Origin of the sequence: Pseudoalteromonas sp. SCSIO_11900, assembly GCF_000576475.1 — a bacterium.
Lineage (GTDB): Bacteria > Pseudomonadota > Gammaproteobacteria > Enterobacterales > Alteromonadaceae > Pseudoalteromonas > Pseudoalteromonas tetraodonis.
Genome location: NZ_KK070023.1, coordinates 2,548,826 through 2,575,367, shown reverse-complemented (window position 1 = coordinate 2,575,367; position 26,542 = coordinate 2,548,826). Strand labels below are relative to the sequence as shown.

At 40.6% G+C, this 26,542-nt stretch carries 25 protein-coding genes and 2 pseudogenes; 15 read left to right on the top strand and 12 right to left on the bottom strand.

What is annotated here, in order from left to right:
• Positions 1 to 105: 105 nt before the first annotated feature.
• Positions 106 to 540 carry an AAA family ATPase gene (locus BG00_RS11955; protein WP_013464982.1) on the top strand — a complete coding sequence of 145 codons (435 nt, stop codon included), beginning with the start codon at positions 106 to 108 and terminating at the stop codon, positions 538 to 540.
• A 3-nt stretch (positions 541 to 543) separates the two neighbouring features.
• Here BG00_RS11955 and BG00_RS18435 read toward each other — a convergent pair.
• The 6 genes and pseudogenes from BG00_RS18435 to bioA form a co-directional block, all read right to left on the bottom strand.
• A pseudogene (locus BG00_RS18435) lies at positions 544 to 1,172 on the bottom strand (CatB-related O-acetyltransferase).
• Between the two features lie 30 nt (positions 1,173 to 1,202).
• Positions 1,203 to 2,213, bottom strand: a complete 1,011-nt coding sequence (locus tag BG00_RS11945) for an ABC transporter ATP-binding protein (RefSeq protein ID WP_036982836.1) — start codon at positions 2,211 to 2,213, stop codon at positions 1,203 to 1,205.
• A gap of 13 nt (positions 2,214 to 2,226) precedes the next feature.
• The gene (locus BG00_RS11940; RefSeq protein WP_036982834.1) at positions 2,227 to 3,726 is read right to left on the bottom strand and encodes an ABC transporter permease; all 1,500 of its coding nucleotides are present in this window, start codon (positions 3,724 to 3,726) and stop codon (positions 2,227 to 2,229) included.
• On the bottom strand, positions 3,726 to 4,772 hold the full coding sequence (locus BG00_RS11935; protein ID WP_036982831.1) for an extracellular solute-binding protein: 1,047 nt from the start codon (positions 4,770 to 4,772) through the stop codon (positions 3,726 to 3,728). The genes BG00_RS11940 and BG00_RS11935 overlap by 1 nt, the downstream gene beginning before the upstream one ends.
• On the bottom strand, positions 4,773 to 5,585 hold the full coding sequence (locus tag BG00_RS11930; protein WP_036983462.1) for a hypothetical protein: 813 nt from the start codon (positions 5,583 to 5,585) through the stop codon (positions 4,773 to 4,775).
• Between the two features lie 180 nt (positions 5,586 to 5,765).
• Positions 5,766 to 7,067 carry an adenosylmethionine--8-amino-7-oxononanoate transaminase gene (gene bioA, locus BG00_RS11925; protein ID WP_036982829.1) on the bottom strand — a complete coding sequence of 434 codons (1,302 nt, stop codon included), beginning with the start codon at positions 7,065 to 7,067 and terminating at the stop codon, positions 5,766 to 5,768.
• A gap of 94 nt (positions 7,068 to 7,161) precedes the next feature.
• On the opposite strand from bioA, the gene bioB reads away from it, so the two are divergent.
• The 5 genes from bioB (at position 7,162) to htpX (ending at position 11,932) form a co-directional block, all read left to right on the top strand.
• The gene (gene bioB / locus BG00_RS11920; protein ID WP_036982826.1) at positions 7,162 to 8,202 is read left to right on the top strand and encodes a biotin synthase BioB; all 1,041 of its coding nucleotides are present in this window, start codon (positions 7,162 to 7,164) and stop codon (positions 8,200 to 8,202) included.
• Positions 8,203 to 8,257: 55 nt separating this feature from the next.
• A complete protein-coding gene (locus BG00_RS11915) occupies positions 8,258 to 9,412 on the top strand; it encodes an aminotransferase class I/II-fold pyridoxal phosphate-dependent enzyme (RefSeq protein WP_036982824.1) in 1,155 nt (384 codons plus the stop codon).
• Positions 9,409 to 10,227: a methyltransferase domain-containing protein gene (locus BG00_RS11910; RefSeq protein ID WP_036982822.1), complete on the top strand. Its 819-nt coding sequence runs from the start codon at positions 9,409 to 9,411 to the stop codon at positions 10,225 to 10,227. The genes BG00_RS11915 and BG00_RS11910 overlap by 4 nt, the downstream gene beginning before the upstream one ends.
• A gap of 18 nt (positions 10,228 to 10,245) precedes the next feature.
• Positions 10,246 to 10,929, top strand: a complete 684-nt coding sequence (gene bioD, locus BG00_RS11905; protein WP_036982820.1) for a dethiobiotin synthase — start codon at positions 10,246 to 10,248, stop codon at positions 10,927 to 10,929.
• Between the two features lie 139 nt (positions 10,930 to 11,068).
• Complete coding sequence (gene htpX, locus BG00_RS11900; protein ID WP_036956542.1) at positions 11,069 to 11,932, top strand: protease HtpX; 864 nt, start codon at positions 11,069 to 11,071, stop codon at positions 11,930 to 11,932.
• Positions 11,933 to 12,005: 73 nt separating this feature from the next.
• Here htpX and gloA read toward each other — a convergent pair whose 3' ends face one another.
• The gene (gene gloA, locus BG00_RS11895; RefSeq protein ID WP_036982819.1) at positions 12,006 to 12,533 is read right to left on the bottom strand and encodes a lactoylglutathione lyase; all 528 of its coding nucleotides are present in this window, start codon (positions 12,531 to 12,533) and stop codon (positions 12,006 to 12,008) included.
• A gap of 281 nt (positions 12,534 to 12,814) precedes the next feature.
• On the opposite strand from gloA, the gene BG00_RS11890 reads away from it, so the two are divergent.
• Positions 12,815 to 13,246, top strand: a complete 432-nt coding sequence (locus BG00_RS11890; RefSeq protein WP_036982818.1) for a hypothetical protein — start codon at positions 12,815 to 12,817, stop codon at positions 13,244 to 13,246.
• Here the strand turns inward: BG00_RS11890 and BG00_RS11885 are convergent.
• Positions 13,241 to 13,717, bottom strand: a pseudogene (locus BG00_RS11885) (DUF1624 domain-containing protein); the annotation flags it as partial. The gene BG00_RS11890 and the pseudogene BG00_RS11885 sit on opposite strands and share 6 nt — an antisense overlap.
• Before the next feature lie 114 nt (positions 13,718 to 13,831).
• On the bottom strand, positions 13,832 to 14,248 hold the full coding sequence (locus BG00_RS11880; RefSeq protein WP_036982817.1) for an MgtC/SapB family protein: 417 nt from the start codon (positions 14,246 to 14,248) through the stop codon (positions 13,832 to 13,834).
• Positions 14,249 to 14,518: 270 nt separating this feature from the next.
• Between BG00_RS11880 and BG00_RS11875 the strand changes: the two genes are divergently transcribed.
• Entirely contained in the window at positions 14,519 to 14,854 is a 336-nt protein-coding gene (locus tag BG00_RS11875; protein ID WP_036982815.1) for a hypothetical protein, read from the top strand.
• On the opposite strand, the gene fghA is transcribed toward BG00_RS11875, so the two are convergent.
• Positions 14,808 to 15,650 (bottom strand): S-formylglutathione hydrolase, encoded by an 843-nt coding sequence (fghA, locus tag BG00_RS11870; protein ID WP_036982814.1) that lies wholly within the window; start codon positions 15,648 to 15,650, stop codon positions 14,808 to 14,810. The genes BG00_RS11875 and fghA overlap by 47 nt on opposite strands.
• Before the next feature lie 66 nt (positions 15,651 to 15,716).
• Entirely contained in the window at positions 15,717 to 16,838 is a 1,122-nt protein-coding gene (locus BG00_RS11865) for an S-(hydroxymethyl)glutathione dehydrogenase/class III alcohol dehydrogenase (RefSeq protein ID WP_036982813.1), read from the bottom strand.
• 130 nt (positions 16,839 to 16,968) lie between these two features.
• Here BG00_RS11865 and BG00_RS11860 point away from each other — a divergent pair, with 130 nt between their 5' ends.
• The 7 genes from BG00_RS11860 (at position 16,969) to BG00_RS18160 (ending at position 24,718) form a co-directional block, all read left to right on the top strand.
• Positions 16,969 to 17,841, top strand: coding sequence for a LysR family transcriptional regulator (locus BG00_RS11860; protein WP_171034725.1), 873 nt, complete (start codon positions 16,969 to 16,971; stop codon positions 17,839 to 17,841).
• Between the two features lie 134 nt (positions 17,842 to 17,975).
• The gene (locus BG00_RS11855; RefSeq protein ID WP_036982811.1) at positions 17,976 to 19,193 is read left to right on the top strand and encodes a lipoprotein-releasing ABC transporter permease subunit; all 1,218 of its coding nucleotides are present in this window, start codon (positions 17,976 to 17,978) and stop codon (positions 19,191 to 19,193) included.
• Positions 19,186 to 19,884 carry a lipoprotein-releasing ABC transporter ATP-binding protein LolD gene (gene lolD, locus BG00_RS11850; protein ID WP_036982810.1) on the top strand — a complete coding sequence of 233 codons (699 nt, stop codon included), beginning with the start codon at positions 19,186 to 19,188 and terminating at the stop codon, positions 19,882 to 19,884. The genes BG00_RS11855 and lolD overlap by 8 nt, the downstream gene beginning before the upstream one ends.
• On the top strand, positions 19,874 to 21,118 hold the full coding sequence (locus BG00_RS11845) for a lipoprotein-releasing ABC transporter permease subunit (protein ID WP_036982808.1): 1,245 nt from the start codon (positions 19,874 to 19,876) through the stop codon (positions 21,116 to 21,118). The genes lolD and BG00_RS11845 overlap by 11 nt, the downstream gene beginning before the upstream one ends.
• Before the next feature lie 98 nt (positions 21,119 to 21,216).
• Positions 21,217 to 21,690 carry a YehS family protein gene (locus BG00_RS11840; RefSeq protein ID WP_024601041.1) on the top strand — a complete coding sequence of 158 codons (474 nt, stop codon included), beginning with the start codon at positions 21,217 to 21,219 and terminating at the stop codon, positions 21,688 to 21,690.
• A 387-nt stretch (positions 21,691 to 22,077) separates the two neighbouring features.
• Positions 22,078 to 23,430, top strand: coding sequence for an NADP-specific glutamate dehydrogenase (gdhA, locus tag BG00_RS11835; RefSeq protein ID WP_036982806.1), 1,353 nt, complete (start codon positions 22,078 to 22,080; stop codon positions 23,428 to 23,430).
• A 709-nt stretch (positions 23,431 to 24,139) separates the two neighbouring features.
• A complete protein-coding gene (locus tag BG00_RS18160) occupies positions 24,140 to 24,718 on the top strand; it encodes a GGDEF domain-containing protein (protein ID WP_253861412.1) in 579 nt (192 codons plus the stop codon).
• A 45-nt stretch (positions 24,719 to 24,763) separates the two neighbouring features.
• Here the strand turns inward: BG00_RS18160 and BG00_RS11825 are convergent, their stop codons facing one another.
• Positions 24,764 to 26,497: an AMP-binding protein gene (locus BG00_RS11825; RefSeq protein ID WP_036982804.1), complete on the bottom strand. Its 1,734-nt coding sequence runs from the start codon at positions 26,495 to 26,497 to the stop codon at positions 24,764 to 24,766.
• Positions 26,498 to 26,542: the final 45 nt, after the last annotated feature.

Below are 26,542 nucleotides of genomic sequence, written 5' to 3'. Positions count from 1 at the left end.
TTAAATGGCTACTATTACCATTTGTTACTCTGAAAATTCATCAATTTGTGGCATTATTAGTAATCAAACCGAATTAACGTTTACCATTAATAAAAAATGGATGCTATGAAACAAGTTTTTATTTTACGAGGACTGCCAGGCAGTGGTAAGTCATATTATGCGCAAAATCTCGCTGACGAATTATCGGGCGCAGATGAAAGCAATTATTTTATTTGCTCAACAGATGATTACTTTGTAAACGAGCAGGGAGAATATCATTTCGATAAGTTTAAATTATCGCAATATCATAACCTAAACCTAGCACGTTTTATTAACGCGTTAGCACAAGGTATTGAACTGGTTATTGTTGATAACACTAATATTAAAAAATGGGAATTCATTGCCTATTCGCAAGCAGCGATAGCTTTAGGGTATCAAGTAAAAGAAGTGATTGTTGGTGAAGTAAAAGACAAATCAATGCAACACTTATATGCCAAGCGCAATAGTCATAACATACCGCTTAAAACCATTAGTAAAATGGCCTACATGTTTGAGTGGTAATTATTAAATTTTAGCTAAAACGTCTATACCAGCGTGGGTAATGGCATCTAAATGAGCGGTAATTTTTCCACTGCTCCAGCCCTACCATGCAATTGCTAAAAGTTGATTGATAGTTGTTTCATCAAAACGCTTTTTTATTACTTTTGCAGGGTTACCGCCAACAATGCTATAGGCAGGTACATCATTGGTTACCACAGATTTACTCGCTATGATGGCGCCGCTGCCAATTTTTACCCCCGGCATAATAGTGGCGTTGTAACCAATCCATACATCATTACCTATTTCAGTATTGCCCTTGAAAGGTAAGTCACTTTGTTGAGGTGCAGACTTTTCCTAACCGTTACCAAATATAAAAAATGGATAAGAAGAAAAGCCGGAGGTTTGATGGTTAGCCCCATTTATTATAAAAGTAACGTCTTTAGCTATGGCGCAAAACTTACCTATGATGAGACGATCCCCAATAAAATCGAAATGATAAAGGACATTTTTTCAAAATGTTCAGGCCCATCAGGGTCGTCGTAATAGGTGTAATCACCCACTTCTATATTAGGTGACTTAATAAAGTTTTTTAAATAACCTACTTGAGGAAAACCGTCCATAGGTGATGGATTGTTTGGATTTGGTCCGTTCATGGTTTCCTCTCAAGTAAGATAAATACGCTACTAGCTTTTAAATGCCGCCAATGGGTGAGATGTACTGAGCGAAACATGTACCTTGTCACCTGGGTGTACAACCACCTCATGGCTTACTCGGCTAGTTACTACGGTTTCGCATGCAAGTTTAACCGCGCATAAACGGCTACCGCCTTCAAAGCGTACCCAAATTACTTCACCATTATTACCAATACTGCTTTGTACTAATAATACATCATCTGGACGAAGTAAAACTTCTACCTCACCAGTGTCACAATCAATGCCGTTTGCAGGCACATTACCAATGTCGGTAAGCGCTTGGCCGTTATTTAGGGTTCCTTTTATAAAGCTGGCTTCACCTAAAAAGCGCGCAACAAAGCGATTGTTTGGGGTACTAAAACACTGTTCTGGGGTGTCAATTTGTTGTATTTTACCGCCTTTTAAAACACCCACACGATCGCCCACCGAAAGCGCTTCTTCTTGATCGTGCGTTACCCAAATTGCCGGTACACCAGCTTCTTTTAATGCGTTGCGGATATCCCAACGCAACATATCTTTTAAGGCAGCATCAAGGTTAGATAACGGCTCATCAAGTAATACAAAGTCAGGTTGGTGGGCAAGGGTACGCGCTAATGCTACGCGTTGCTTTTGCCCGCCTGACAGTGTGGCTGGTTTTTTATGCCTAAATGCATCTAAACCAAGAAGTTTTAGCCAGTGATCGGCAGGGCTGGTGTCTTTAAGTTTAAAACATACGTTTTGCTCAACTGTTAAATGAGGGAACAACGCAAAGTCTTGAAACACCATACCTACGCTGCGTTTTTCAGGCGCCACAGTATGCTTTGGTGTCGCTGTCCATTTAGCTACTTTAATTTCACCCTCACTAATTGGTAAAAGCCCCGCTAACGCTTGTAAAATAGTACTTTTTCCGCAACCTGTTGGACCAACAAGCATTAATATTTCGCTTTCACCTAAAGTGAAATTTAAATCGCTAACAACACGGTTACTGCCATAATCTATAGACAACTGACTTACAGATAGCATTTTTTATAAATCCTTAATGTTCAAACTGGTTGCGTTTTTCGCCAGACATCATAATAGCTAAAGCACCCGCAGAAATCACTACCAACAATAAGCCAGGAATAGCAGCACGGCCAAAATAACCGGCTTCGTAAACACGCCATAAGTAGGTAGATAGCGTTTCAAAGCCAGTGGGGCCTAATAAAAGTGTGGCTTCTAATTCACGCATTGACTCTAAAAAGACCAAGGCGCCACCTGCAATAATACCACGCATAGTTAGGGGTAAAGTAATACGCGTAAAGGCTTCGCGCGGGCTTGCGCCTAATACCCGCGCTGATTTTACCAAGCTTGGGTCAAGATGCTCGGTGCTGGTACGCACAGAACCTACCGCAAGTGGTAAAAAACGTAGCATATAAGCAATAATCAATAAGCCCAGCGTTTGATATAAAAAGGGTAGTTGTAAGCCGCCGTACACAAGCGCTGTGCCCATAACAATACCCGGAATACCAAAACCAAAGTAAGTAACACGTTCCATTATTTTACCAGCCTTACCACTTAAAGCCGCATGGGCAACCGGAATGGCAACAATAACTGTAACAATAGCGGCAATGGCTGAAGCGTAAGTTGAATGCCAGGCAATACTAAAATCAAACGAGCTAAAGCCATCACGCACTAACCACAAAGTAAATACTGCTAAGGGTAGGCCAATAGCGAGTAACAAAATAGGTGCAAAGGTGGCAAACATAGCGCCTAGTTGCCATTTTTTAGGGAATAAAATAAGCGAACGACCTTGACGCTCTGAGGCGGTTTTTATTTGTGATTCAATCATTAATAAAAAACCAACAATCACCATCAGTTGCAGTGACAACATAGCCGCACGGCTTAAGGCAAAAGCATTATATTCCACATAAATAACACGGGTAAACGTATCTAAGCGCATCATTGCGGGAGTACCAAAGTCAGATAAGGTATATAGTGCAACCAATAACGACCCTGCAGCAATGCCATTTACTACGCGGGGTAAAATAACTTTAAATACGCTTTGCGTCATCGACATACCCAGCGTGCGAGCAGCGTTGACCATACTGGCATCTAAACTAAGTAAAGACGAACGGGTAGTCATCATAACAAACGGAAAAGTATACAAGGTCATGACAATGGCGGCTCCCGTTAACCCATACATAGAAGGGGTTTCAAAACCAAGTAAGTTGTTTATTTCACCGCCAGGACCAAATGCAGCATAAAGCGTAAAAGCGCCAATGTAACTGGGAATAGCAAGCGGGGCTGCAAACACCACCAGCCAAAACTTTTTAAACGGTAACTGCACATAGGCGCTAATGAATGCTAAGGGCACACCAATTAAAATTGAACCTAATACAGTTAATCCCATTAACGACAGGGTATTGCCTAAAATAGTTAAATTATGGCTATCAAAAAAAGAGCTTGCGTCAGAGGCAAGCGTAATTAAAACAAAAATAGGGGTCAGGGTCACTAGCGCTGCAAGCAGCGCCATTGGGTAAGATGTAGGTATTCGCATTATAAAACGCCGCTGCTGCGCATTAAATCTATAGTTGGGCGTAAATCAGCCAACTGGGTTAAATCAATTTTAGGTGGCGAAATACTGGTTAACTTTGGCAATCCATCGGGTTGAGTAATGCCATTAACCAGTGGGATTTCATAGGCTTCGCTTGCTAAATAACTTTGCACTTCAATGCTAAGTAAATAGCGCATAAAGTTGATTGCCAGTGGGTCGTCAGATAACGATAAAATACCTGAAGCGTTAACTAAACAGCCAGCATCATTTTGCGTAAAGGCTAAATCAAGTTTTGCATCGGGCTTACCTGATTTTAAGCGCAGCGTGTAGTAATGATTAGCAAAACCAATGTCTACTTCACCACGTTCAACGCCCATTACCACACCGAGTTCACCGGCGTAGGTTTTAGATCGTTTTTTAACTTTTTTGAGCCACTTAGCCGTTTTATCATCACCTTCTAAAAGCCGCATAGCAGTAATAAACGATTGAAAAGAAGCATAAGCAGGCGCCCAACCAATACTTAAATCACTGTCGGCAATGTCCATAATGCTCGTTGGAATTTGCTCTTTGGTTAAGCGATCGGTATTAAAGGGTAAAGTACGAATACGGCCAGTAACAGGTGCCCATTCATCATATCTAAATTGTGGCTGTAATTGCGCTGATAAATCACTCGGCATGGGCTTGGCAAGACCGGCATCGGTAACTAAACCAATTGCCCCAGAGTCGACTGCCCAAAATAAGTCGGCACGTTTAACCCCTGCATTTGCTTCGGCAACAATGGTGTTGGCAAGCGCTGCGGTAGGGCCGCGACGAATGGCAAGGTCAAGATCAGGGTTCTTTTTTTGAATGGCTTGTAATACGTTTTCGTATAAGCCACCTTCACCACGGCCTAAATAAAGCGTCAATGCACCTTTTAGTTTAGGCAATGTATCAACAGACACGGGGTTTGCAATAGCAATATCAGCGGCAAAAGCGCGTGAAAGCGATAGCGGTAAAGCACCCGCTACCCCTAACGCAGCTAAGCCTTGAATAAAGGTTCTGCGTTTCACTTAAAATACATCCTTACGTGCTTTTTCTGCTTTTTCAATCAGCGTTTGAGCGCGGCTTAGTTTGGTTTGCATATCAACAACCACATCACGAACTTCATCAACACTTTTATTATTAGAAATTGCTTGTGGAAGTGTGACGTTAAAGTCTTTTTCTAGGATTTCTACTAACTTCGCGTCTTGCTCAATTAGTGTACCTTCAACACCTTCGAATAAATGTAGGTAGGTGTCGTGCACTATGTTGGTGGCTTCATCGCTTAAACGTTCTGCGTATTTAGCGACCACTCGGTCTAATTTGTGTTTAATTTCGTCGATAGTCGCGCTTTGCGTCATTTCTTTGGTTGCTGTTGCTTTAACGCTATCTAATAACCCTTTTTGTTGAAACTTAGCCGCCAGTTTAACTGCGCCTAATCCTTGCCATAGGGCATTATTCATTGCTTGTTGTTGTTTGCGTACTTCTGACGCTGGTTTTTTATTATCGATAGCCATTTTTATGCCATACAAACCTTGCCAAATAGAGGCATAGACAGGCACGTAATTAGTTTCTATTGCGCTGTGGAATTTAACTGACTCCCAGTACTCAACCAAATCATCACTATTGACTGCTTTTGCGCCTTTTTTCTCGTAATCGCTTACCATGGTATCGACTTTAGAGATCATCCATTCAACGTCTTCATTGTAAGTTTTTAAATTAGCTTGAAGGTGATTAACATGCTCACCAATAGGGCCATTAGCAAGTGCCGGTTGTGCAAAAATCGCAGAGGCGAGTAAAAAACTTGCACTTAATGTCTTGGCAGGCTTAAGTAATATTTTCATAGCAAGTGAGTCCATAAATGTTATTGTAAATGATAGGCATTATCATATCCCTAAAGATCATTCAGATCAACACACTAAATGACGGGTCAGGACTAAAAATACCAATGTTTTGGGACGAATAGGCAGTAAACTAATTATTTGCATAAATTTTAACGTAATCCTTGATAATAGTTAACCTATCTATACGTAATGTTTACCTTTTATGGCGTTATAAATAGCATCACATAAAGCGCGAATACTGTTTTTGTCACTTATATACGGTGGCATTAGATAAATTAGCTTACCAAAGGGGCGTATCCATACTCCTTGAGATACAAAATAAGCCTGAATTTTAGCGACATCAATGCTACCAGCCTCTTCTGTTAGCTCTACTACGCCAATAGCTCCTAAAGTACGTACATTCGCCACGGCGCTGAGCGCTTGGCATTTATGCAGCTGCTGTAATTGAGTATTTATTTCGCTGATACGGTGTTGCCAGTTTTGGCTTAGTAATAAATCAATACTGGCGCAGGCAACAGCGCAGGCAAGGGGATTTCCCATAAATGTAGGTCCGTGCATCAAAACCCCAGCTTCTCCTTCGCTGATCCCTGTGGCTATTTTGTCGCTAGTTATGGTTGCCGAAAGGGTCATTGCGCCACCAGTCAGCGCTTTACCTATACACAGTATATCGGGCTCTATATTGGCATGCTCTACAGCAAACAATTTGCCGGTGCGGCCAAATCCGGTGGCAATTTCATCGCAAATAAGCAGCACATTATATTGAGTGCATAGTTTACGCACACAGGCTAAATACTCAGGATGATAAAAATTCATTCCCCCGGCGTTTTGCACTATAGGTTCAATAATAAACGCGGCAACGTGCTGGTGGTACTTTAAAAAATAGCTTTTGAGTTCATCAGCCTCAGCTTGATTAAACGCACTATTAAATTGGCTAATAGGGGCAGGCACAAAAATATGCTCAGGCAAAAAACCAGCGTACAAATTATGCATAGAATTAATAGGATCGCACACACTCATCGCTGCAAACGTATCGCCATGGTAGCCTTTGAACGGAGTCATTAATTTTTGTTTTGTTGTAACCCCTTGGCTTAACCAATATTGCAGCGCCATTTTTATCGCTACTTCCACACTTACTGAGCCACTGTCGGCTAAAAACACCTTTGTTAATCCCTCTGGCGTTATCGCTACCAGCTTTTTACAGAGCTCTACTGCCGGCTGGTGGGTTATGCCACCAAACATTACATGGCTCATTTTATCTATCTGGGCGTGCATCGCTTCATTTAAAACCGGATGGTTATAGCCGTGAATAGCACTCCACCATGAGGCCATACCGTCAATAAGTTGTTCCCCCGTTTCTAAGTAAATAAGGTTGTGATTTGCATGCGTAACGGGGTAAACCGGAATAGGTTGAGTCATTGAGGTGTAGGGGTGCCAAATGTGCTGACGATCAAAATCAAGGTCTATCGTTTGTTTTTTGTTCATATGTAAACTTTAACTAAGTGGGCTTCGTTGACAATGGTACGGCAATACGTATTCTAAGCCAATAACACCAAGAGCAAAAATAAAAGAGAGTATTATGGAGCTTGCAACAGTTCGACACGATTGGACCCATCAGGAAGTAAAAGCCTTATTTGAAATGCCATTTAACGATTTATTATTTAAAGCCGCCTCTGTGCATCGCGCTAATTTTAATCCAAACGAAGTACAAATTTCTACGTTGTTATCTATTAAAACAGGTGCCTGCCCAGAAGACTGTAAATATTGCCCGCAATCGGGGCATTACAAAACTGATTTAGAACGCGAGCGCCTAATAGAAGTAGAAAAAGTGGTAGAGCAAGCACGGTTAGCAAAACAAAAAGGCGCCACTCGTTTTTGTATGGGGGCTGCATGGTCAGATCCAAAAGACAGAGACATGCCATACATTTCGCAAATGGTAAAAGAAGTAAAAGCCCTTGGCCTTGAAACCTGTATGACTTTAGGCATGTTAAATAACGAAAAAGCTCATGAACTGCGCAGTGCAGGGCTTGATTACTATAACCACAACCTCGACACTTCACCTGAATACTATGAGCAAATTATATCAACTCGTACCTTTCAAGACCGCCTTGATACTATAGGCAATGTGCGAGACGCTGGTATGAAAGTATGCTCCGGCGGTATTGTCGGTATGGGTGAGCAAGCAAGCGACCGTTATGGCTTATTAATGCAGTTAGCTAATTTACCCCAGCAGCCCGAAAGCGTGCCAATTAATATGCTAGTAAAGGTGAAAGGGACACCGCTTGAAAACGTTGATGACTTAGATCAGTTTGAGTTTATTCGTACCATTGCCACAGCACGTATTATGATGCCCCATAGTTACGTACGTTTATCAGCAGGACGCACAGCAATGAATGAGCAAATGCAGTCAATGTGCTTTTTTGCTGGTGCTAACTCTATATTTTATGGTGATAAACTTCTTACTACCGAAAATCCAGAAGCCGATGCCGACATGCATTTAATTAAAAAGCTCGGGATGAACCCAGAAACACGCCACGATTATTCAGATGAAGCCGTTGCTGCGTCTTTGTCATCGCAAGTGGCTGATAAAGCAACCGCAGAATTGTTTTACGAAGCGTAAAGTGCTCAGTACTATGCTAATGGTTTAAAGTATTGCGTTGAAGGTTAAAGCATTTATGTCATTTGAATTTATAAACACCCATTTAGATGAACGCAAAGCACAGCAGCTCTTGCGTAAACGCTATGTAGTACAAAGCGCAACAGCGCGCACTATTACGGTTGATGATAAAACCTACCTTAACTTTGCGAGTAACGATTATTTAGGGTTTGGCGATTCGCCGGTGGAATTAACCAGCGCGCCATTACTAGGTAGCCACAGTTCAGCACTAGTGACGGGTTATCAACAGCCACAGCAAGCGCTTGAGCAAGCTTTATGTAGTGCTTTGGGTTATGAGGCAGGTATGCTGTTTAATTCGGGCTTTAGTGCTAATAGCAGTGTTATAAAAGCGCTATTTCAAGATAAAGCGACAGCGCAACACAGTGCGATTTTTCAAGATAAACTCAATCATGCCAGTTTAATTGATGGCGCATTACACGCCAACGCCGCGTTAATACGCTTTAACCATAACGATATAAACCATTTACGCTCACGGCTAGAAAAATCAAAAGCGCGAAATAAGCTCATTGTATCTGAAGGTGTGTTCTCCATGGATGGTGATACCGCGCCAATCAAAGCGCTATTAACCTTAGCAAAGCAGCATAACGCCTGGCTAATGATAGACGATGCCCATGGTTTTGGTGCTTTAGGAAAATCGGGGCTTGGCAGTTGTGAAGCCTTAATTGCAGCCGGCACCTTGCCCGATATCTTAGTGATCACCTTTGGTAAAGCGGTTGCTAGTAGCGGTGCGTGCGTATTAGGTTCGCAGCATTTTATAGATTACATGCTGCAGTTTAATCGTGATTATACCTACTCAACTGCTATGTCGCCGTTTATTGCCTCACATACTTTAGCGCGTATAAAGAGCATAAGAGGCGCCAACGACAAGCGAGCCAAATTAAACGCTAATATTGCGCTGTTTAAACGCCTAGCAAAAGAGCAGCACATTGCGCTAATGGACTCTAACACCGCGATTCAACCAATTGTTTTAGGCTGCGCCGAGCAAACGTTAAAAGCCAGTGAGCAACTAAAGCAGCAGTGCATTTGGCTAACGGCTATTCGCCCGCCAACTGTTTTACACAATACCTCGCGTTTGCGTATTACCTTAAGTGCAGCCCACACCCATGACGATATAAAACAACTCGTTGGTAGTTTACAGAAGGTCATTTCATGATAAGCCCGCAGGCAATTAAAACTAAACCACTTAATCCCACCACAGTGTATTTAGCGACTCAGGCTTTAAAAAAAACCACAGCGCATAACTTTTCAAAAGCAGCAAACAGTTACAGCCAGCATGCCAATGTGCAAAAACAAGCAGCAAATGATTTATTTAAACTCATTAGAGCAAACCCTAAAAGGCTCTGTGTTGACCTAGGCGCAGGGCCGCTTGTTAATACTCAGGCTTTAAGGGCATTATTTGGCCAAGTTGTTGCCATAGATTTAAGTTTTAACATGCTAAAAAGCAGTGATTTAAACACCCCAAAACTGTGCGCCGACATGGATAATTTACCGCTGCAAGCTAACAGTATTGATGTGCTATTTAGTAATTTTGCTTTGCAGTGGTCTACTAATTTTGAAATCTTAATGCACTCGCTTTATCAAGCATTAAAACCAGGCGGACAAGCCTATATTAGTACGGTTGTTGCAGGGTCATTAAACGAGATCAAAACCGCCTTTGCAGTGCTTGATTCACATAATCATATTAATCAGTTTGCAAGCCATAATAATATAAACCAATCGGTCGAAAATGCCGGGTTTAAGATCACCACCTCAAAAAAAGTCATTTATACCGATCAGCACAGCAATGCATTAGCGGCTATAAAATCGATTAAAGCCATTGGTGCCACCACACAAAATCATGCAACAAGTCGTCGTGGTTTATTAACTAAATCAGCGCTGCAAAAAGTATGTGATGCTTATCCGATTATAAACAATAAAGCCCATGTATCTTACCATGTAGTATTGTTATCATTAGAAAAAGCCCAGTAAAAATAATAAGGCCATGCCATGAACCAGTTTTTTATTACCGGTACCGATACCGACGCCGGTAAAACTCATGTAACCAGTTTGCTGTTAAAGTTACTCGCGCAACATAAAAAGCGCGCAATAGGTTTTAAGCCGATTGCCTCTGGGTGTGAAATGGCGTTTGAGCAGCTTGTGAACGCCGATGCACTAATGCTAATGGAAAGTGCCACAGTCAGTGCTAAATACGACATAATTAACCCATTTGCATTTGCGCCGCCAATAGCTCCGCACATTGCTGCAGAGCAAGCAGGTATAAACATAACAGTAGAAAAGCTCAGCATGGCTTATCAACATGTTAAGCAACAAGGCGCCGATTACCTATTAACAGAAGGTGCAGGCGGCTGGGCATTACCAATTAATAATAACGAGTATTTATACGACTGGGTAAAAGCAGAGCAACTGCCAGTAATATTAGTGGTAGGGATGAAACTAGGCTGTATAAATCATGCTTTACTCACTGCTGCACACATGCAAAGCTTAGGGATTAATTGTGTAGGGTGGATTGCAAACCAAGTTGATGCCACTATGGATGAATTCCAAGCAAACCTAGATTCACTGAAAACACGTTTACCATTTCCACTGCTTGCCATTAGCCCATACACAGAGCAAACCCCTAAATTACAAATTTATAAAACCCTGCTTGAAATATTATCGATAAATCCATAAATAACCCTTGTGTTGTGACATAGTTTGTCACAGAATAGCGCTGACGTTATGACATAGTGTGTCATAATGCAGTGATTGCTCAAAGCCGATCAAACATAGTAAATCGCTCAGCAATAAATGTTATTTTTGGAGAACTCGTATGAAACGTGTATTTTTGTTTTTATTAACTAACCTCGCGGTTATGTTGGTATTAGGTGTGGTGCTTTCAATAATAATGAGTGCGCTGGGCTTAAGCCATCGTAGCCTTGGCGGAATTTTACTAATTGCGACTGTATTTGGTTTTGGTGGATCGTTTATTTCGTTATTTATGTCGAAATGGATCGCCAAAAAATCAACTGGTGCGCAAGTGATCACCCAACCTCGTACCGAAACCGAACAATGGCTGGTAAACACTGTGGCTGCTCAAGCTAAAAAAGCCGGTATTAACATGCCAGAAGTGGCGATTTACGACAGCCCAGAAATGAACGCGTTTGCAACGGGCCCGAGTAAAAATAATTCGCTGGTGGCGGTAAGTACGGGTTTATTACATAACATGAGCCAAGATCAAGCCGAAGCCGTATTGGCGCACGAGGTATCGCATGTGGCTAATGGCGACATGGTAACGCTAACGCTTATTCAAGGTGTTGTGAATACCTTTGTTATTTTTGCCGCTAAAGTACTGGCTGGCATTGTTGACAACTTCATCAATAGCGATGAAGAAGAGGGCGGCAGCAGCTGGACTTACTTCTTATTCGATATGTTATTCCAAATATTATTTGGCGTACTGGCAAGCATAGTGGTTGCTCATTATAGCCGTAAGCGTGAATTTGCAGCCGATAGCGGCGCAGCTCAGTTGGTAGGCGCAGATAAAATGCGTTCAGCCCTTGAGCGATTAAAGCAAAACCACCCATCGCAATTAGAAGGCTCAATGATGGCCTTCGGTATTGCCAGTGGTAAAGGCATGGCTGAGTTGTTTTCATCTCACCCGCCGCTTGACGCACGTATAGACGCACTACGTCGTTAAAAAAATTCAAGTTTTTCACAGTACTTGTAAACAAAAAGCCTGCATTTGCAGGCTTTTTTATTTTTAATGTTTTTTATTGCGATTGAATAATGTCAGTAATGCCCTCCGGCGAGAGTATTTCAATCCAGTAACCGTCTGGGTCTTTAATAAAGGCAAGGCCTTTCATAGAACCGTCATCTGGCTGTTTTACAAACTCCACATCGTACTTAGCAAAGCGCTCACAGGCAGCGTATACATCGGGTACACTAATACCAATATGGCCAAAGCCTTTTGGTTCTTCATTACCGCTGTGATAACCGCTAAAGCTGTCGTCGTTTTCAGTGCCCCAGTTATGGGTAAGCTCAATCAGCGCAGGGCGGCGAAACACCCACTGGGTTTTTTGTTTATCATCGCCTTTTGGCATATCTTGCTCGTAGCCTAAAAAGTACAAGGTAAATTCCATATCAGGAAAGTCGTACTTACCTAACAACTTCATGCCCAATACGTTTTCATAAAATGCCAGCGACGGTTTTGGATCTTTAATACGTAACATAGTTTGCTGCATCACATAGCCCTCAGTGGCTTGTGCAATTTGCTCTGGGGATTCGTTATAGCTAGACACGAGATAATCCTTAATAAAATGACTGAAAAAACCTTAATGGATTTAAAAAGGCAGGGTGTGAGCTCATCATAATATACAACAGCAAAAATTATAACCACCTAGCTAAATCACTAGCCAATGAGTTGAGTGTTTTATAAGCGAAAAATGGCATGTTTATCGATACTGTTTATTTATGCAGTTGAGGTGTTTTGTCCAATAACATTATTTAAAGTCGCTTTGGTGTATTTAACAAGAGGTGTTTTACAGCCTACGTAATTAATTGTTTAAATTGAAGTTGTTTAGTGGAATTATTAAGCAATGTAATATACGCCGTTTTGGGGTGTTATAACCCCCAAAGTGGTGTTCAACAAGCTGTTAAAACTCAAAAGTTAATAAGAATATTAACAGATAAAGAAAGATCACAGCTTCAAGAGCGGCTAGTAAAACTTTACTTACGATTAAACGGATACTTTTCTGATGGTTTTATTGTTCATCATGATATTAATGGCAGGATTAGCTCAGAAGTTGATATTTTAGGTGTTAGATTCCCAAATCATAGTGAATCCGAAAGAGAAGCGGGGTTATGTTCACGTTTGCAGCTAAATGACAGTAATAATATTGATATCCTTATCGGAGAAGTTAAATCCAATGGAGTTTCACTAAGGTTTAACAACACAATATCGACAAATATTGAGGTTTTGAGCAAGATCTTAAATCGAGTTGAAAGCATCTAATAAGTTATGACCAAATACCAGTAATAACCCAGCTATAAATACAGGGTATATACTTATTAAGCGAAGCAAGCCAAGCACCACAAAGCCCCAGCCAATCGCCCAAATTACTTGAGCATATAACATCGGGAAAAGAGGATTAAAACTCCATGACCATGATACAATTGTAAACTCAAATAAAATAAGCACTAAGCCTCGAACTATTAAAGCGTTAGCAAACTGACGAGTACACGCGTATTTATGCTCTGTAATAGCGGCAGAGAGGCCTGCTAGAAATACAAATAATGGCGCACAAAAATGCGATATAAAGCGTGTGAAAAAAGTAAGCGCATCTGTTCCGGGTAAGGTCATGGGATCAGTTACTGAATAATTTAGACAATAATACATGCCGTGATCTATCACCATAAATATGATGATAATGCCGCGTAATAGATCAATATGATGCAAGCGACTTTGCGATAAAGCTAATGACATAAAATACAATTAACAAGAATGAAAAAAATGAACTTGATAATATGTTATATTATATCAAAAGGTGAATTTAACAGGGTGATCGCGTCAGCGCTAAGCAATTAATTATAATTTTCATTATTTAAATTTTTTAACATACCTAAGCGTTATGAAGTTTATTACTGCCAACAAAATAGCTATTTCATAGCGGCTGTACGCAATAGCGATACCAATTAAACCCATATTCCAAATACTCGCAGCTGTTGCTGTTCCAGATGTAGACTGGTTATTTTTTAAAATAGCGCCACCACCAATAAAACCAATACCTGTAATAATACCTTGTAACATTTTAGATTGCGCCTCTGCGCCCTCTAAAACTGACATAGCAATCAGTGCATAACCACATGATGCGACGGCAACTAAAGGAAACGTTCTTAGACCTGCACCATTATGGCTACGCTCTCTATCATATGCCATTGGCAGGGCAAGTAAATACGCCATGCCAAGATGAATCAAATTATCAATAATGTCACTCCACTGTAGATCAATTTCCATTGCTATTTCCACGGATAAATTCTAAATAAGTAGCAAAAATTGAACCAAGGTATTAATTTAAATAAAATCATTGTGTTACCTTTTTTTTATCGAGGGGGATGAGTGGCGTTAGCAATATTTACACAATAAAGTGCGTTTTTACCCAGCAATGAATTTCAGCTGCGTACCACACAAGCAAACTCTATTAGGTAAAATTGTGGGGCTTACATATTTTTACAACACTCCTTTTTAAGTCGTATATAATTTGGCTCATTTGCAACGAGAGTTTACATGCGCATTTTATTAATTATTATCTTTTCAAATAATGTATTAAGTGGTTGTACAGTTATGGGTATATTTTTGGATGAAACGGCGAGATCCAAGTCAAACATCAATAGCACTAACAGTTTTGTAAAGGATAAAGATAGTTTTAGTTTTAGCAAGCTTGGTTACGAAACTGATAAAGCCATAATTGAATTTATAAAAGGAGATGACGGTGTGATTAAAAAATGTAGGCAGGTTACTAAGGTCTTAAAAGAATGTGTAGAAGTAGATAAATCTACTCTACACAGTAATGAATCTAAGCCGCTAAAAACTGATGATGAAATAATAAGTGTTGGTCTATAAAGCTACTAATAAAAAAGTAACTATGATCGTAGCCAGCGTGCATTTCGAGCTGCAACGGATACGCTTTTTTATCAGCGATATCGACCAAGTTTTGCGGCTTAAGCTGCTCTTCTAAAAAGTTATCAGCATCACCTTGGCTTACCAGCATAGGTAAATAGTTTGCTTGCTCGGCTTGTTGCATTAATTCGCAAGTATCGTAGTGTGCCCACGTTGTTTTGTCGTCACCTAAGTAGCCTGTAAATGCTTTTACACCCCACGGACACGCCATAGGATTAACAATAGGACTAAATGCCGAAGCGCTGGCGTACGAATGTGGGTTTTTAAGTGCAATCATCAATGCGCCATGCCCGCCCATTGAATGACCACTAATTGCTTTTTTATCTGTAACAGGAAAGTGTTGCTCAATTAGTGCGGGTAACTCATTAACAACGTAATCATACATATTAAAATGGGTGTTGTAGGGCGCTTTTGTAGCATTAAGGTAAAACCCAGCACCTTGTGCAAAATCATAGCTGTCTTCGTTTGGCACGTTATCACCACGTGGGCTCGTATCTGGCGCTACAATGGCGATACCTAGCTCCGATGCTTTTTTAAATGCGCCTGCTTTTTGCATAAAGTTTTCATCGGTACAGGTTAAACCTGATAACCAGTACAGTACCGGCACCTTATTGGTTTCACTGGCGCCTGGCGGTAAAAACACTGCAAAACGCATAGTGCAATGAGTGCTTGAGGCGCTATGGCTGTATTGCTTATGCCATCCGCCAGCCACTTTAGCTGTTGAAATATTTTCTAACATAACAATCCTTAAAAGCCGTTACTTAATAGCAACGGCTTGTGATGGTAATTAAGTGAAATGAGCGTATTAGTAATGAATTACAGTACGAATACTTTTACCTTCATGCATTAAATCAAAGGCATCGTTAATTTCTTCTAGGCTCATGGTATGAGTGATAAAATCGTTTAGCGCAAATTCACCCGCCATGTAACGCTCTACAATTTCAGGAAGTTGTGAGCGACCTTTAACACCACCAAATGCGCTACCACGCCATACACGGCCAGTAACAAGTTGGAACGGACGAGTTGAAATTTCTTGGCCAGCACCGGCTACACCAATAATCACAGACTCTCCCCAACCCTTATGACAACACTCAAGTGCAGAGCGCATTACATCAACATTACCAATACACTCAAATGAGTAATCAACACCGCCGTCGGTCATATCAACAATTACTTCTTGAATTGGCTTGTCGAAGTCTTTAGGGTTAACTAGGTCTGTTGCACCAAGCTTAGTGGCTAAGTCAAACTTGCTGGTGTTGATATCAACACCAATAATGCGACCCGCGCCCGCCATTTTTGCACCAATAATAGCCGATAAACCAATACCACCTAGGCCGAAAATAGCGACAGTATCACCTGGTTTAACATTTGCTGTATTTGTTACCGCACCCATACCTGTGGTTACGCCACAACCAAGTAAACAAATTTCTTCAAGTGATGCTTCTTTGTTTACTTTAGCAAGTGAAATTTCTGGGAGTACGGTGTACTCAGAGAATGTTGAGCAACCCATGTAGTGATAGATAGGCTCACCATCTTTATAAAAGCGTGTAGTGCCATCTGGCATTAGGCCTTTACCTTGCGTTTCACGTACTGCAGAGCACAAGTTAGTCTTACCAGATTTACACATCTTACATTCACCACATTCAGCAGTGTAAAGTGGAATAACATGATCGCCTACCTCAACACTGGTTACGCCTTCACCTACAGCGTAAACGACGCCAGCACCTTCGTGGCCTAAAATAGCAGGGAAAATACCTTCTGGATCTTCACCAGATAATGTAAAAGCATCAGTGTGACAAACACCAGTGGCAGTGATTTTTACCATTACTTCGCCTTTTTTAGGCATCATCACATCAACTTCTTCAACGCTTAAAGGCTGATTAGGGCCCCAGGCAATCGCTGCTTTTGATTTTATAAATTCAGACATGTGTATATCCTTTGTAGTGGTTTGAATATGAATTATAGACCCATACTGTTTGGGTGATGAGGTTATTGTATTTGTTTCTCAGATAATGATAATCTTCAATTTAATAAAACACTTTTACAGTATGGTAATAATTATGCGTTGGGAAGGTATTGATGAGTTTATTGCTGTTGGCGAAGAGGGAAGTTTTACCCAAGCTGCACAGACGTTAGGTTTATCGGTTGCTCATATTAGCCGCCATGTTACAAAGCTTGAACAACGGTTAAATACGCAATTATTAACACGTACCACTCGAAAGGTTGTGTTAACCAAAGAGGGCGAGCAGTTTTTACACCAAGTTAAACATTTACAGCACGCAATGGACGAGGCCACTCAAGGCTTAGCATCGGTACAAACCTCACCTAAAGGTAAAATTAAATTAACAGCACCGGTTATGTATGGTGAAAGTTTTATTATGCCCATTGTGCATTCATTTATGCATGATCACCCTGAGGTAGAAGTAATCGCAACGCTCTCTAACGAGCAAGAAAACTTATTAGAGGGGGGCTTTGATTTAGCCATTCGACTAGGCCATTTAAAAGATTCAAGCTTAAAAGCGCGGCGCTTGAGTTCGCGACGATTTATTATGTGTGCTTCACCTGCATATTTAGCGCGTTTTGGTGAGCCTCACACTTTGGGGGAGCTTAATAATCATCAATGTTTAATTGGCAATAGTAGTTATTGGCGAGTAAATGAAAATAATCGTGATAAACATATTAAGGTCGCAGGGCGATTGCATTGTAATAGCGGCTGGGCACTGGTTGACGGCGCTAAAAAAGGTTTGGGTATTGTTCAGTTGCCTGATTACTATATTGAAAATGAAATTAAATCCGGTCAGTTAGTGCCTATATTAACTGCATACCAACCACAACAAGAGGGCGTGTGGGGGCTATATCCGTCACGGCAATTTGTGGCTACTAATGTACGGGTATTACTTGATTACTTAATAACAGGGCTGAAAGTTTAGCAGGGTTTACTGGCTTGTTTAAAATATAGTCAAGTGTCAGATTTATAAATTATTTCTTACATTTATGGTGATATTCAATTGCGCTGAGTTCGTGCTACTATAAGCCACACTTTTGGCATTAATGTTTAATTAATATGTTTCAACCTGTTAGCCTATTTATCGGACTCAGATATAGCCGCTCCTCTAAAGGCAATGCGTTTATTTCGTTCATTTCGTTTTTTTCTATTGCAGGTATAGCGATTGGTTTAATGGCGCTTTTTACGGTCAGTAGTGTAATGAACGGCTTTGAGAGTAGTTTAAAATCAAATATGTTGGGGCTTATTCCACATGTTGAAGTGCAAGCCAAAGATCACTCCAAAGCGCAAATGAATTCGTTAAAATCTGCGCTTGAGCAATCACCGTATGTTGATCATGTTAGTTTATATCGCCATGGTGAAGCCATATTGCAAACCAATAAAGATCTTCACGGGGTGTTATTACAAGGGCTTTACGACAACAACGGCTCGCTATATAAAATCACCGACAAAATAGTGCAAGGCAATTGGCTAAATGTACTAAACAATAATTATAATATTGCAATAAGTCGTTATTTAAGCCGCAAACTTGGCGTTGGCTTAGGTGATAAGTTACGTGTAATTATGCCTAACGCATCTACGTACACCCCACTTGGGCGCATGCCAAGCCAACGTTTATTTAAAATTGCTGCTATCTATGAAACTGGCTCCGAAATAGACATGGGGTTGGCATTTACCAGTGGCGTATCACTACAACGGATTTTAAAACTTAGCAACAATACCGTACCTAATTTAAGCGTGTCACTGCATGAGCCGTTTGCACTTGACCAATTTATGCAAGACAGCCAACACATACTCAATGACTTTAAACTCACCGACTGGCGAAGCAGTCAAGGCACTTTATTTGCCGCCGTTGCGATGGAAAAACGCATCATGTCTATGCTCCTTGGCTTAATTGTGCTGGTGGCGGTATTTAATATTGTATCGGCACTGACCATGATGGTCAGTGAAAAACAAAGTGAAGTAGCAATTTTGCAAACATTAGGACTCACACCAAGCCAAGTGCAAACCGTATTTATGGTACAAGGACTCTATAACGGGGTAATTGGCACAGTCGTGGGTGCTTCTTTAGGTATTTTATTAAGCTTATATATAAATGAACTGCTGGCTTTGGTTGGTTTAAATTTACTATCGGGAATTTCACTCCCCGTCAAATTTGATGTGGTTAGTTTAAGTGTTATTGCCGTTTTAAGCTTAGCAATGAGCTTTTTAGCGACTTTATATCCAGCGCGCCAAGCCGCTAAAGTAAACCCAGCAGAGGTATTACGTTATGAATGATTTAGTAATTAGTTGTGAAAAAATAAGTAAGGTGTACCAAGACGGGCAAAATCAGGTTGAGGTATTAAAAGGGGTTGATTTAGCCCTAACGCAAGGTGAAATGCTGGCAATTGTTGGCAGCTCAGGTTCAGGTAAAAGCACCTTGTTACATATTTTAGGCACCTTAGACACGGCCAGTGCGGGTAGTGCAAAAATAAAAAACCAAGACGTGGCTAAGTTATCTCGCTCGCAGCAAGCGGCTTTCAGAAATAAAAACTTAGGGTTTATTTATCAATTCCACCATTTATTAATGGAATTTAGTGCAGTTGAAAACGTTGCCATGCCATTACTCATAAAAGGATTGAGCGCAAAAGAAGCCAATAAGAAAGCGCTTAACATGCTAGATAAGGTAGGCCTTGCACATAGAAGTAGCCATAAGCCATCGGCTCTTTCTGGTGGTGAACGCCAGCGTGTTGCCATTGCACGCGCTCTAGTGACAGAGCCTGCGCTGGTGCTTGCTGATGAGCCAACGGGTAATTTAGATAAGCAAAATGCAATTAAAATTTACGATTTAATTAATCAGCTAAATAAAAGTTTAAACACCAGCTTTGTGGTGGTTACTCATGATTTAGAGCTGGCTGATAAGCTGGGTAAAATAGCGTACTTAGATGATGGTAAACTAACGATAAAAGAGTCTAGTCATGTTGCTTAGTGCCTTTATTAGTAAACGCTTTAGAGCCTATTCAGGCCATAAAGATGAAAAAAATGCCTTTGTAAGTTTTATAGCCAAAGCATCCACTATCGGTATTTTACTTGGTGTTGCAGTGTTAATTGTGGCGTTATCGGTGATTAATGGATTTGAACAACAATTGGTTCATCGTTTATTAAGTGTCGTGCCGCAAGTTGAATATGTTGCCCCAAGTAGGCCGATTGCCGATTGGCCTAGCAAAGTCGAAAAGTTAAAACAGCAACCACACGTAACAGGCGCAGCCCCATTTATTGCCGTTAATGGTATGGCGCAATTTAAAAGCCAATTAAAAGCGGTTGAGATCCGAGGTGTTGAGCCTTCGTTGGAAGGTGACGTGTCAGCCATCAACCAATTTACACAAGGTAAATTAGTCAGCCAGTTAACAGGTGATGATGTTATTTTAGGCAAGCAAATTGTTAAGCAACTTAATATCGCATTAGGTGATAACGTGACCTTGTTAATCCCGCAAATTAGTGAAAAAGGCCGGTCAATACTCGCCCCAAAACGTGTTACCCTCACGCTTGCGGGCATTATAGAAATGGGCGGACCAATCGACAGCAGCGCTGCTTTTATTCATCTTAACAAAGCACAACAAACCTTAGGTTACGATCAAAGCCAAGTAACAGGGTTACGCTTGCGTGTTGATAATGTGTTTTCGGCGCATCAAATAGCGCTTCGTGTTGGCCAGACTATTACCGATTATGTGTATATTTCGAGTTGGCTTAGAACGCAAGGTAGCTTGTATCAAGATATTCAAATGGTGCGCACGATTGTTTATATTGTGGTGTTTTTAATTATCGCGGTGGCGAGTTTCAATATTGTGTCTTCACTGGTAATGGAAGTGCGTGAAAAAGAAGGCAATATTGCTATTTTAAAAACCATGGGTGCCAAAGACAGTACCATATTGGCTACTTTTGTCATGCAAGGCTTAACCCAAGCATTTGTGGGTGTACTTTTAGGCTCAATTGTTGGCGTGATTTTAGCAATTAATATTAGTGAGCTATTTACTTGGCTGAGCTTGTTACTGGGTGAAAACCCGCTAGAAGGTGTGTACTTTATCGAATTTTTGCCCAGTAAATTAGTTTGGCAAGATATAGTGTTAACTGTTATTGCCACCTTTGTGCTTGCAATATTGGCGACGCTGTATCCAGCATGGCAAGCAACACGAGTTGATCCGGCAAAAGTATTGGGTAATTAAAGACAGTATTTAATAGGGCACTAAGTGTAACTCTGATAAACTGCGCCGCTACTTAACAGCGTTTGTTTGCTGAGCACTTATTTACCTTGGAATTTACTTTGACAAATAACGATATTTTACGCCGTATTCGCTACACCTTTGATTTAACAGATTCAGCTATGGTTGATGTTTTCGCCGCAGCAGCGCAGAGCGTAAGCACTGAGCAGGTGATTGCATGGTTAACTAAAGAGGGCGAGCCTGGGTATACCCCAATAAGTGACACTGAATTTGCGGTATTTTTAAATGGTTTTATAAATACCAAGCGCGGCAAGCGTGAAGGTGAGCAGCCAGAGCCTGAAAGTAAATTGAACAACAATATTATTTTTATGAAGCTACGTATTGCTTTAAATATGAAAGCAGAAGATGTGATCGCGACCTTGGCGTTGGTTGATTTTGATTTAAGTAAACATGAGCTAAGCGCATTTTCACGTAAAGTTGAAAACAAGCATTACCGTGTGTGTAACGATCAAATCTTGCGTTTATTTTTAACCGGTGTACAGCGTACTTTTCGCCCAGATGGCGAAAAAGCTTAATGCATTTTATGGAGGTTGAATACAACCTCCATTTTGACCTCTCCACATTTACTCAATTATCCGTCTATTCTTCTACAACTTCAGTCTCATAAAGCATTTTATTTTGTCGCTCTCGTAAAAGTGTAGAGTCGTATTTTGTTTTACTATTTTTTTAATACTTTTAACATGTTATTCATTCAAACGGCTGTTTTTAGCATATAAATTCTTTTTTAATGAGTTTTTATACAAAAGAAACAACAATTTAATTCAACATCAAACACGTGCATCCAGTTTATCTATGATGTTAAAGTGTAAAAATAATGATCGGATAATTAATTTCTTCACTAGCAATAGCATTGATCATTTTTCCTATTTCAAATTAAAAAATACCTACATGGAAGAATAAATATGAATTATATACACAGAACAATTGCGCAATTAAAGCAGACGAGCCCTGCGCAATGTGAGTTTTATCAAGCAGTGGAAGAAGTGCTAGACTCGCTAGAGCCTATATTTGCGCAAACCAGTCATTACCAACAACAAGCAATTATTCAAAGAATGGTAGAGCCAGAGCGCCAGTTAATGTTTCGCGTGCCTTGGGTTGATGATGAGGGCAATATTCAAGTGAATAAAGGCTACCGAATCGAATTTAATTCAGCGCTGGGCCCTTACAAAGGCGGCTTACGTTTTCATCCAAGTGTAAATGCCAGCATCATAAAATTTTTAGGCTTTGAACAAATTTTTAAAAATGCACTGACTGGTTTGCCTATAGGCGGTGGAAAAGGCGGTGCGAACTTTGATCCTAAAGGACGCTCTGATGGCGAGATAATGCGTTTTTGCCAATCGTTTATGACCGAGTTATATCGCCACATTGGTCCTACAACCGATGTACCTGCAGGGGATATTGGCGTAGGGGCAAGAGAAATTGGTTATATGTTTGGCCAATACAAACGCTTAACAGGGCGCTATGAAGGTGTACTAACCGGTAAAAGCTTACTTTGGGGCGGATCGCTTGCTCGCAAAGAAGCAACGGGTTATGGCGCAGTTTATTTTGCTAACTATATGCTTGAAGATCGTGATGACAGCTTATCAGGAAAACGCTGTTTAATTTCAGGCTCAGGCAATGTGGCTATTTATGCCATGGAAAAGTTATATCAACTTGGTGCAACACCAATTACCTGTAGTGACTCAAAAGGCACTTTGTACGATGAGAATGGTATTGATTTAAAGCTGATAAAACAGCTCAAAGAGCAATCAAGAGGGTGTTTAAGTGACTACTTAGATACTCATCCTCAGGCAAAGTATACGCCCCGCGATGAGTACCCTCAGGATGGTCATGCTGTATGGCGTTACAGTGCGGATGCGGCTTTTCCTTGTGCCACACAAAATGAATTAACCCAAGCTGATGCAAAAGCACTACTTGAAAATGGTTGTATTTTAGTTAGTGAAGGAGCCAATATGCCCTCAACCAAAGAGGCGATTGACTGCTTTATTGAAGCAAAAATAGCTTATGGCCCTGGCAAAGCAGCGAATGCAGGTGGGGTGGCAACCAGCCAACTAGAAATGGCGCAAAATGCCAGTATGCAAAGCTGGACGTTTGAAGAAGTTGATGAAAAGCTCAAGCAAATAATGAAAGATATTTTCACAACAGCAAGCGATACCGCAAAAGAATTTGATCAAGCCGGCAACCTACTACTAGGCGCTAACATTGCGGGATTTAGACGGGTAGCCGATGCAATGATTGAACAAGGCGTTGTATAGTAGCGCCTCTGCTATTTAATTAACTCTCTACTTTTATTCGTTATATCCTGAATAGGGATTGTTCAGGGTATAGCAAAAATAATGTTTAATATTATTTAATAAGGTAAATTTAACTCGCTAATTAATAACAATAAACTATAGTGTGGATAAGGATCAGTGAGCTTATTAAGGAGAGTGCAGGTGCGTCTTATTCCCGCAAGTTTTTATTTTTCAAGTGCGACAGAGCACGACTTCCAAAATCAACTTAATAAAAGCTCAATGCGTCTTGCTGATGCATCACTCTACCTCGTAACACTGTTTTTATTGTCTTTTATTTTTTATGTTTTGGTTTAATCAACAAGAGCCTGCCAATTCAACCATAACAATTTTACGTCTAGTCATGGTGTTGTTATCGATAATTCTCATTATTATAAATAAAACACTAAGTTCAGAGTACTTACATTTGCGCTTTTTTAGTTATGCGGTTTTATTTTGTTTTTTATTTAGTTATTTCTTCTGGGTATATGTTCAGCGTTACGGTGAGTTGAGAGAGGGAGGGCCTATGCTTGTAGCAGCTGCATTTATAGCCATACCGATGCTGCACTTAGGGCATAAACGGATATTATGGTCAATAATTGGTATTACCTAGATATTTATTGAGCTTTTTTCTTCTACTTCTATTGCGTGGACACTTCATTTTTATTTCAGCATAGTTATTGTATTGGCCATAGTGCAATACCAACTAGATTCCCTGTTAAGAAAGCAATATAAAGCGGAATTATTTGAAACTGAAAAAGCCAATACCGATCAATTAACAGGTATGCATAATCGGCATAGTTTTGATAGACGCTGTAAAGCATTAATTAACAAGTTAGCGCCATCACAATATTTAGGGTTAGCCATGATTGATGTCGACTATTTTAAAAATTATAACGATAACTACGGCCACTTAGAGGGAGATAACGTATTAGTAGCAGTCGCAAACCGCCTAAAACATTGTGATGCTGATATTGTGGTGCGTTTTGGCGGTGAAGAATTCATATTGGTAAAAACATTGCAAGCGAATGAGCTAGACTGGTTGAATGACTTACCTAAACGCTTCGCAGACGATCCGATTGCACATCAGTATTCACCCTTTAACCGTATTACTGTCTCTGCCGGTATTGTAATTGATCAAAACACGACATACAGACCTTCAATTAAATCATTGTTGGCAACAGCTGATGTAGGGGTTTATAAAGCTAAAAATGCAGGACGAAATATCAGTATTACCGATTTTGTTGACCCTAAACAACCTGAAATTGAGTAAGACAATGCAAAGCACTAAGCTGATAGTGCTTTGCATTTAATCGGATTACGAAAATGCAGATTCGGCGAGCTCTTCTTGCATTTGTTCGCGCATTTTAAATTTTTGCAATTTGCCGGTTACCGTCATCGGGTAATTTTCAACAAAGCGAATGTATTTAGGTTGTTTAAAGTAGGCGAGTTTGTCCTTTAAAAACAGACGAATTGCTTGCTCATCAAGCACTTCACCTTCTTTGGGTTGGATCCAAGCACAGACTTCTTCACCGAATTTTTCATCACTAATGCCAAAAATAGAGGCGTCTTGTATACCCGGGTAGGTGTAAAGCACTTCTTCAATTTCACGCGGATAAATGTTTTCACCACCACGAATAATCATGTCTTTAATTCTGCCAACAATGCTGACAAAGCCTTCGCTGTCCATTACCCCTAAATCGCCCGAGTGCAGCCAGCCTTCATTGTCGATAGTGGCTTTGGTTTTTTCTTCATCGTTCCAATAGCAGCGCATAATGCCGGCACCACGGCTACAAACTTCACCGGGTTGGCCTATTTTTTGAACTTCACCCACTTCATCAATAATTTTTACTTCAGTGTGTGCAAGCGCTCGTCCTACTGTGGTGACTTGACGCTCAATTGATGAGTCGGTTTCAGTGATGTTGTTGATTGGGCTACACTCTGTTTGTCCATAGGCTATAACGACTTGGTTCATATTCATGAGTGTTTGTACTTTACGCATAACTTGTTCGGGGCAGGTTGAGCCTGCCATAACACCGGTTCGTAATGTACTTAAGTCGTAATCACTAAAGTTATTAAGCTCTAATTCGCTTATAAACATAGTGGGTACACCATGAAGGCCGGTGCATTTTTCTTGTTGTACCACCTCCAATGTGGTTTTTGGATCGAAAGAATCACTTGGATAAATAGCTGCAGCGCCTTTACTTACGCACAATAAGCTGCCTAAAACCATGCCAAAGCAGTGATAAAGCGGTACAGGGATACAGAGCTTATCATATTCAGTAAAGTGCATAGCTTGTGCGACTAAAAGCGCATTATTCAATATATTTTTATGTGTCAACGTAGCCCCTTTAGGGTTTCCGGTGGTGCCAGAAGTAAATTGAATATTGATATCTTGATTGCAATTGAGGGTTTTAGCCACCGCTTGAAGTTCTAATTTATGTGCATCGGTGGGCATGCTCATAACCTCATTAAATGAGAACATACCATCGACGGGTTCATCACCAATACAAATTACATTTTTTAAGGTGGGTAATTTGGCTGCGGTTAACTCACCTTTGTTACAACGGCTAAGCTCAGGTGCTAAACTTTGCAGCATATTAATATAGTGGCTGCCTTTAAATTCAGTGGCGGTAATAAGCGTAGAGCATTCCACACTGTTTAGTGCATACTGCAGTTCACTTGGACGATACGCTGGGTTAATGCATACCATAATGGCACCTATTTTAGCGGTGGCAAATTGTGTTAAGCACCACTGTATATTGTTCGGTGACCAAATACCGACCCGTTCACCAGGTTTTACCCCTAAAGCCAGTAACCCCATAGCAAGTTGATTAATCTGCTGTTGAAATTGCTTATAGCTTAAACGTATATTTTGATGGGCAACGACTACGGCCAGAGCGTCTGGGTTATTGTCGACAATGGTGTCAAAGTAATCGCCTATGGTTTGTTCTACTAATGGTGTGCTCTGAATTCCTTTAAAATAGCTGTTTGATAGCGGTATAGTGTTTATTTGCTCTACTTCTTTTATCACTTTTTGTGTCGCTTTCATGACATACTCCATGTTTTTATTTTTGGGAGGCCTGCTGCTTAAATA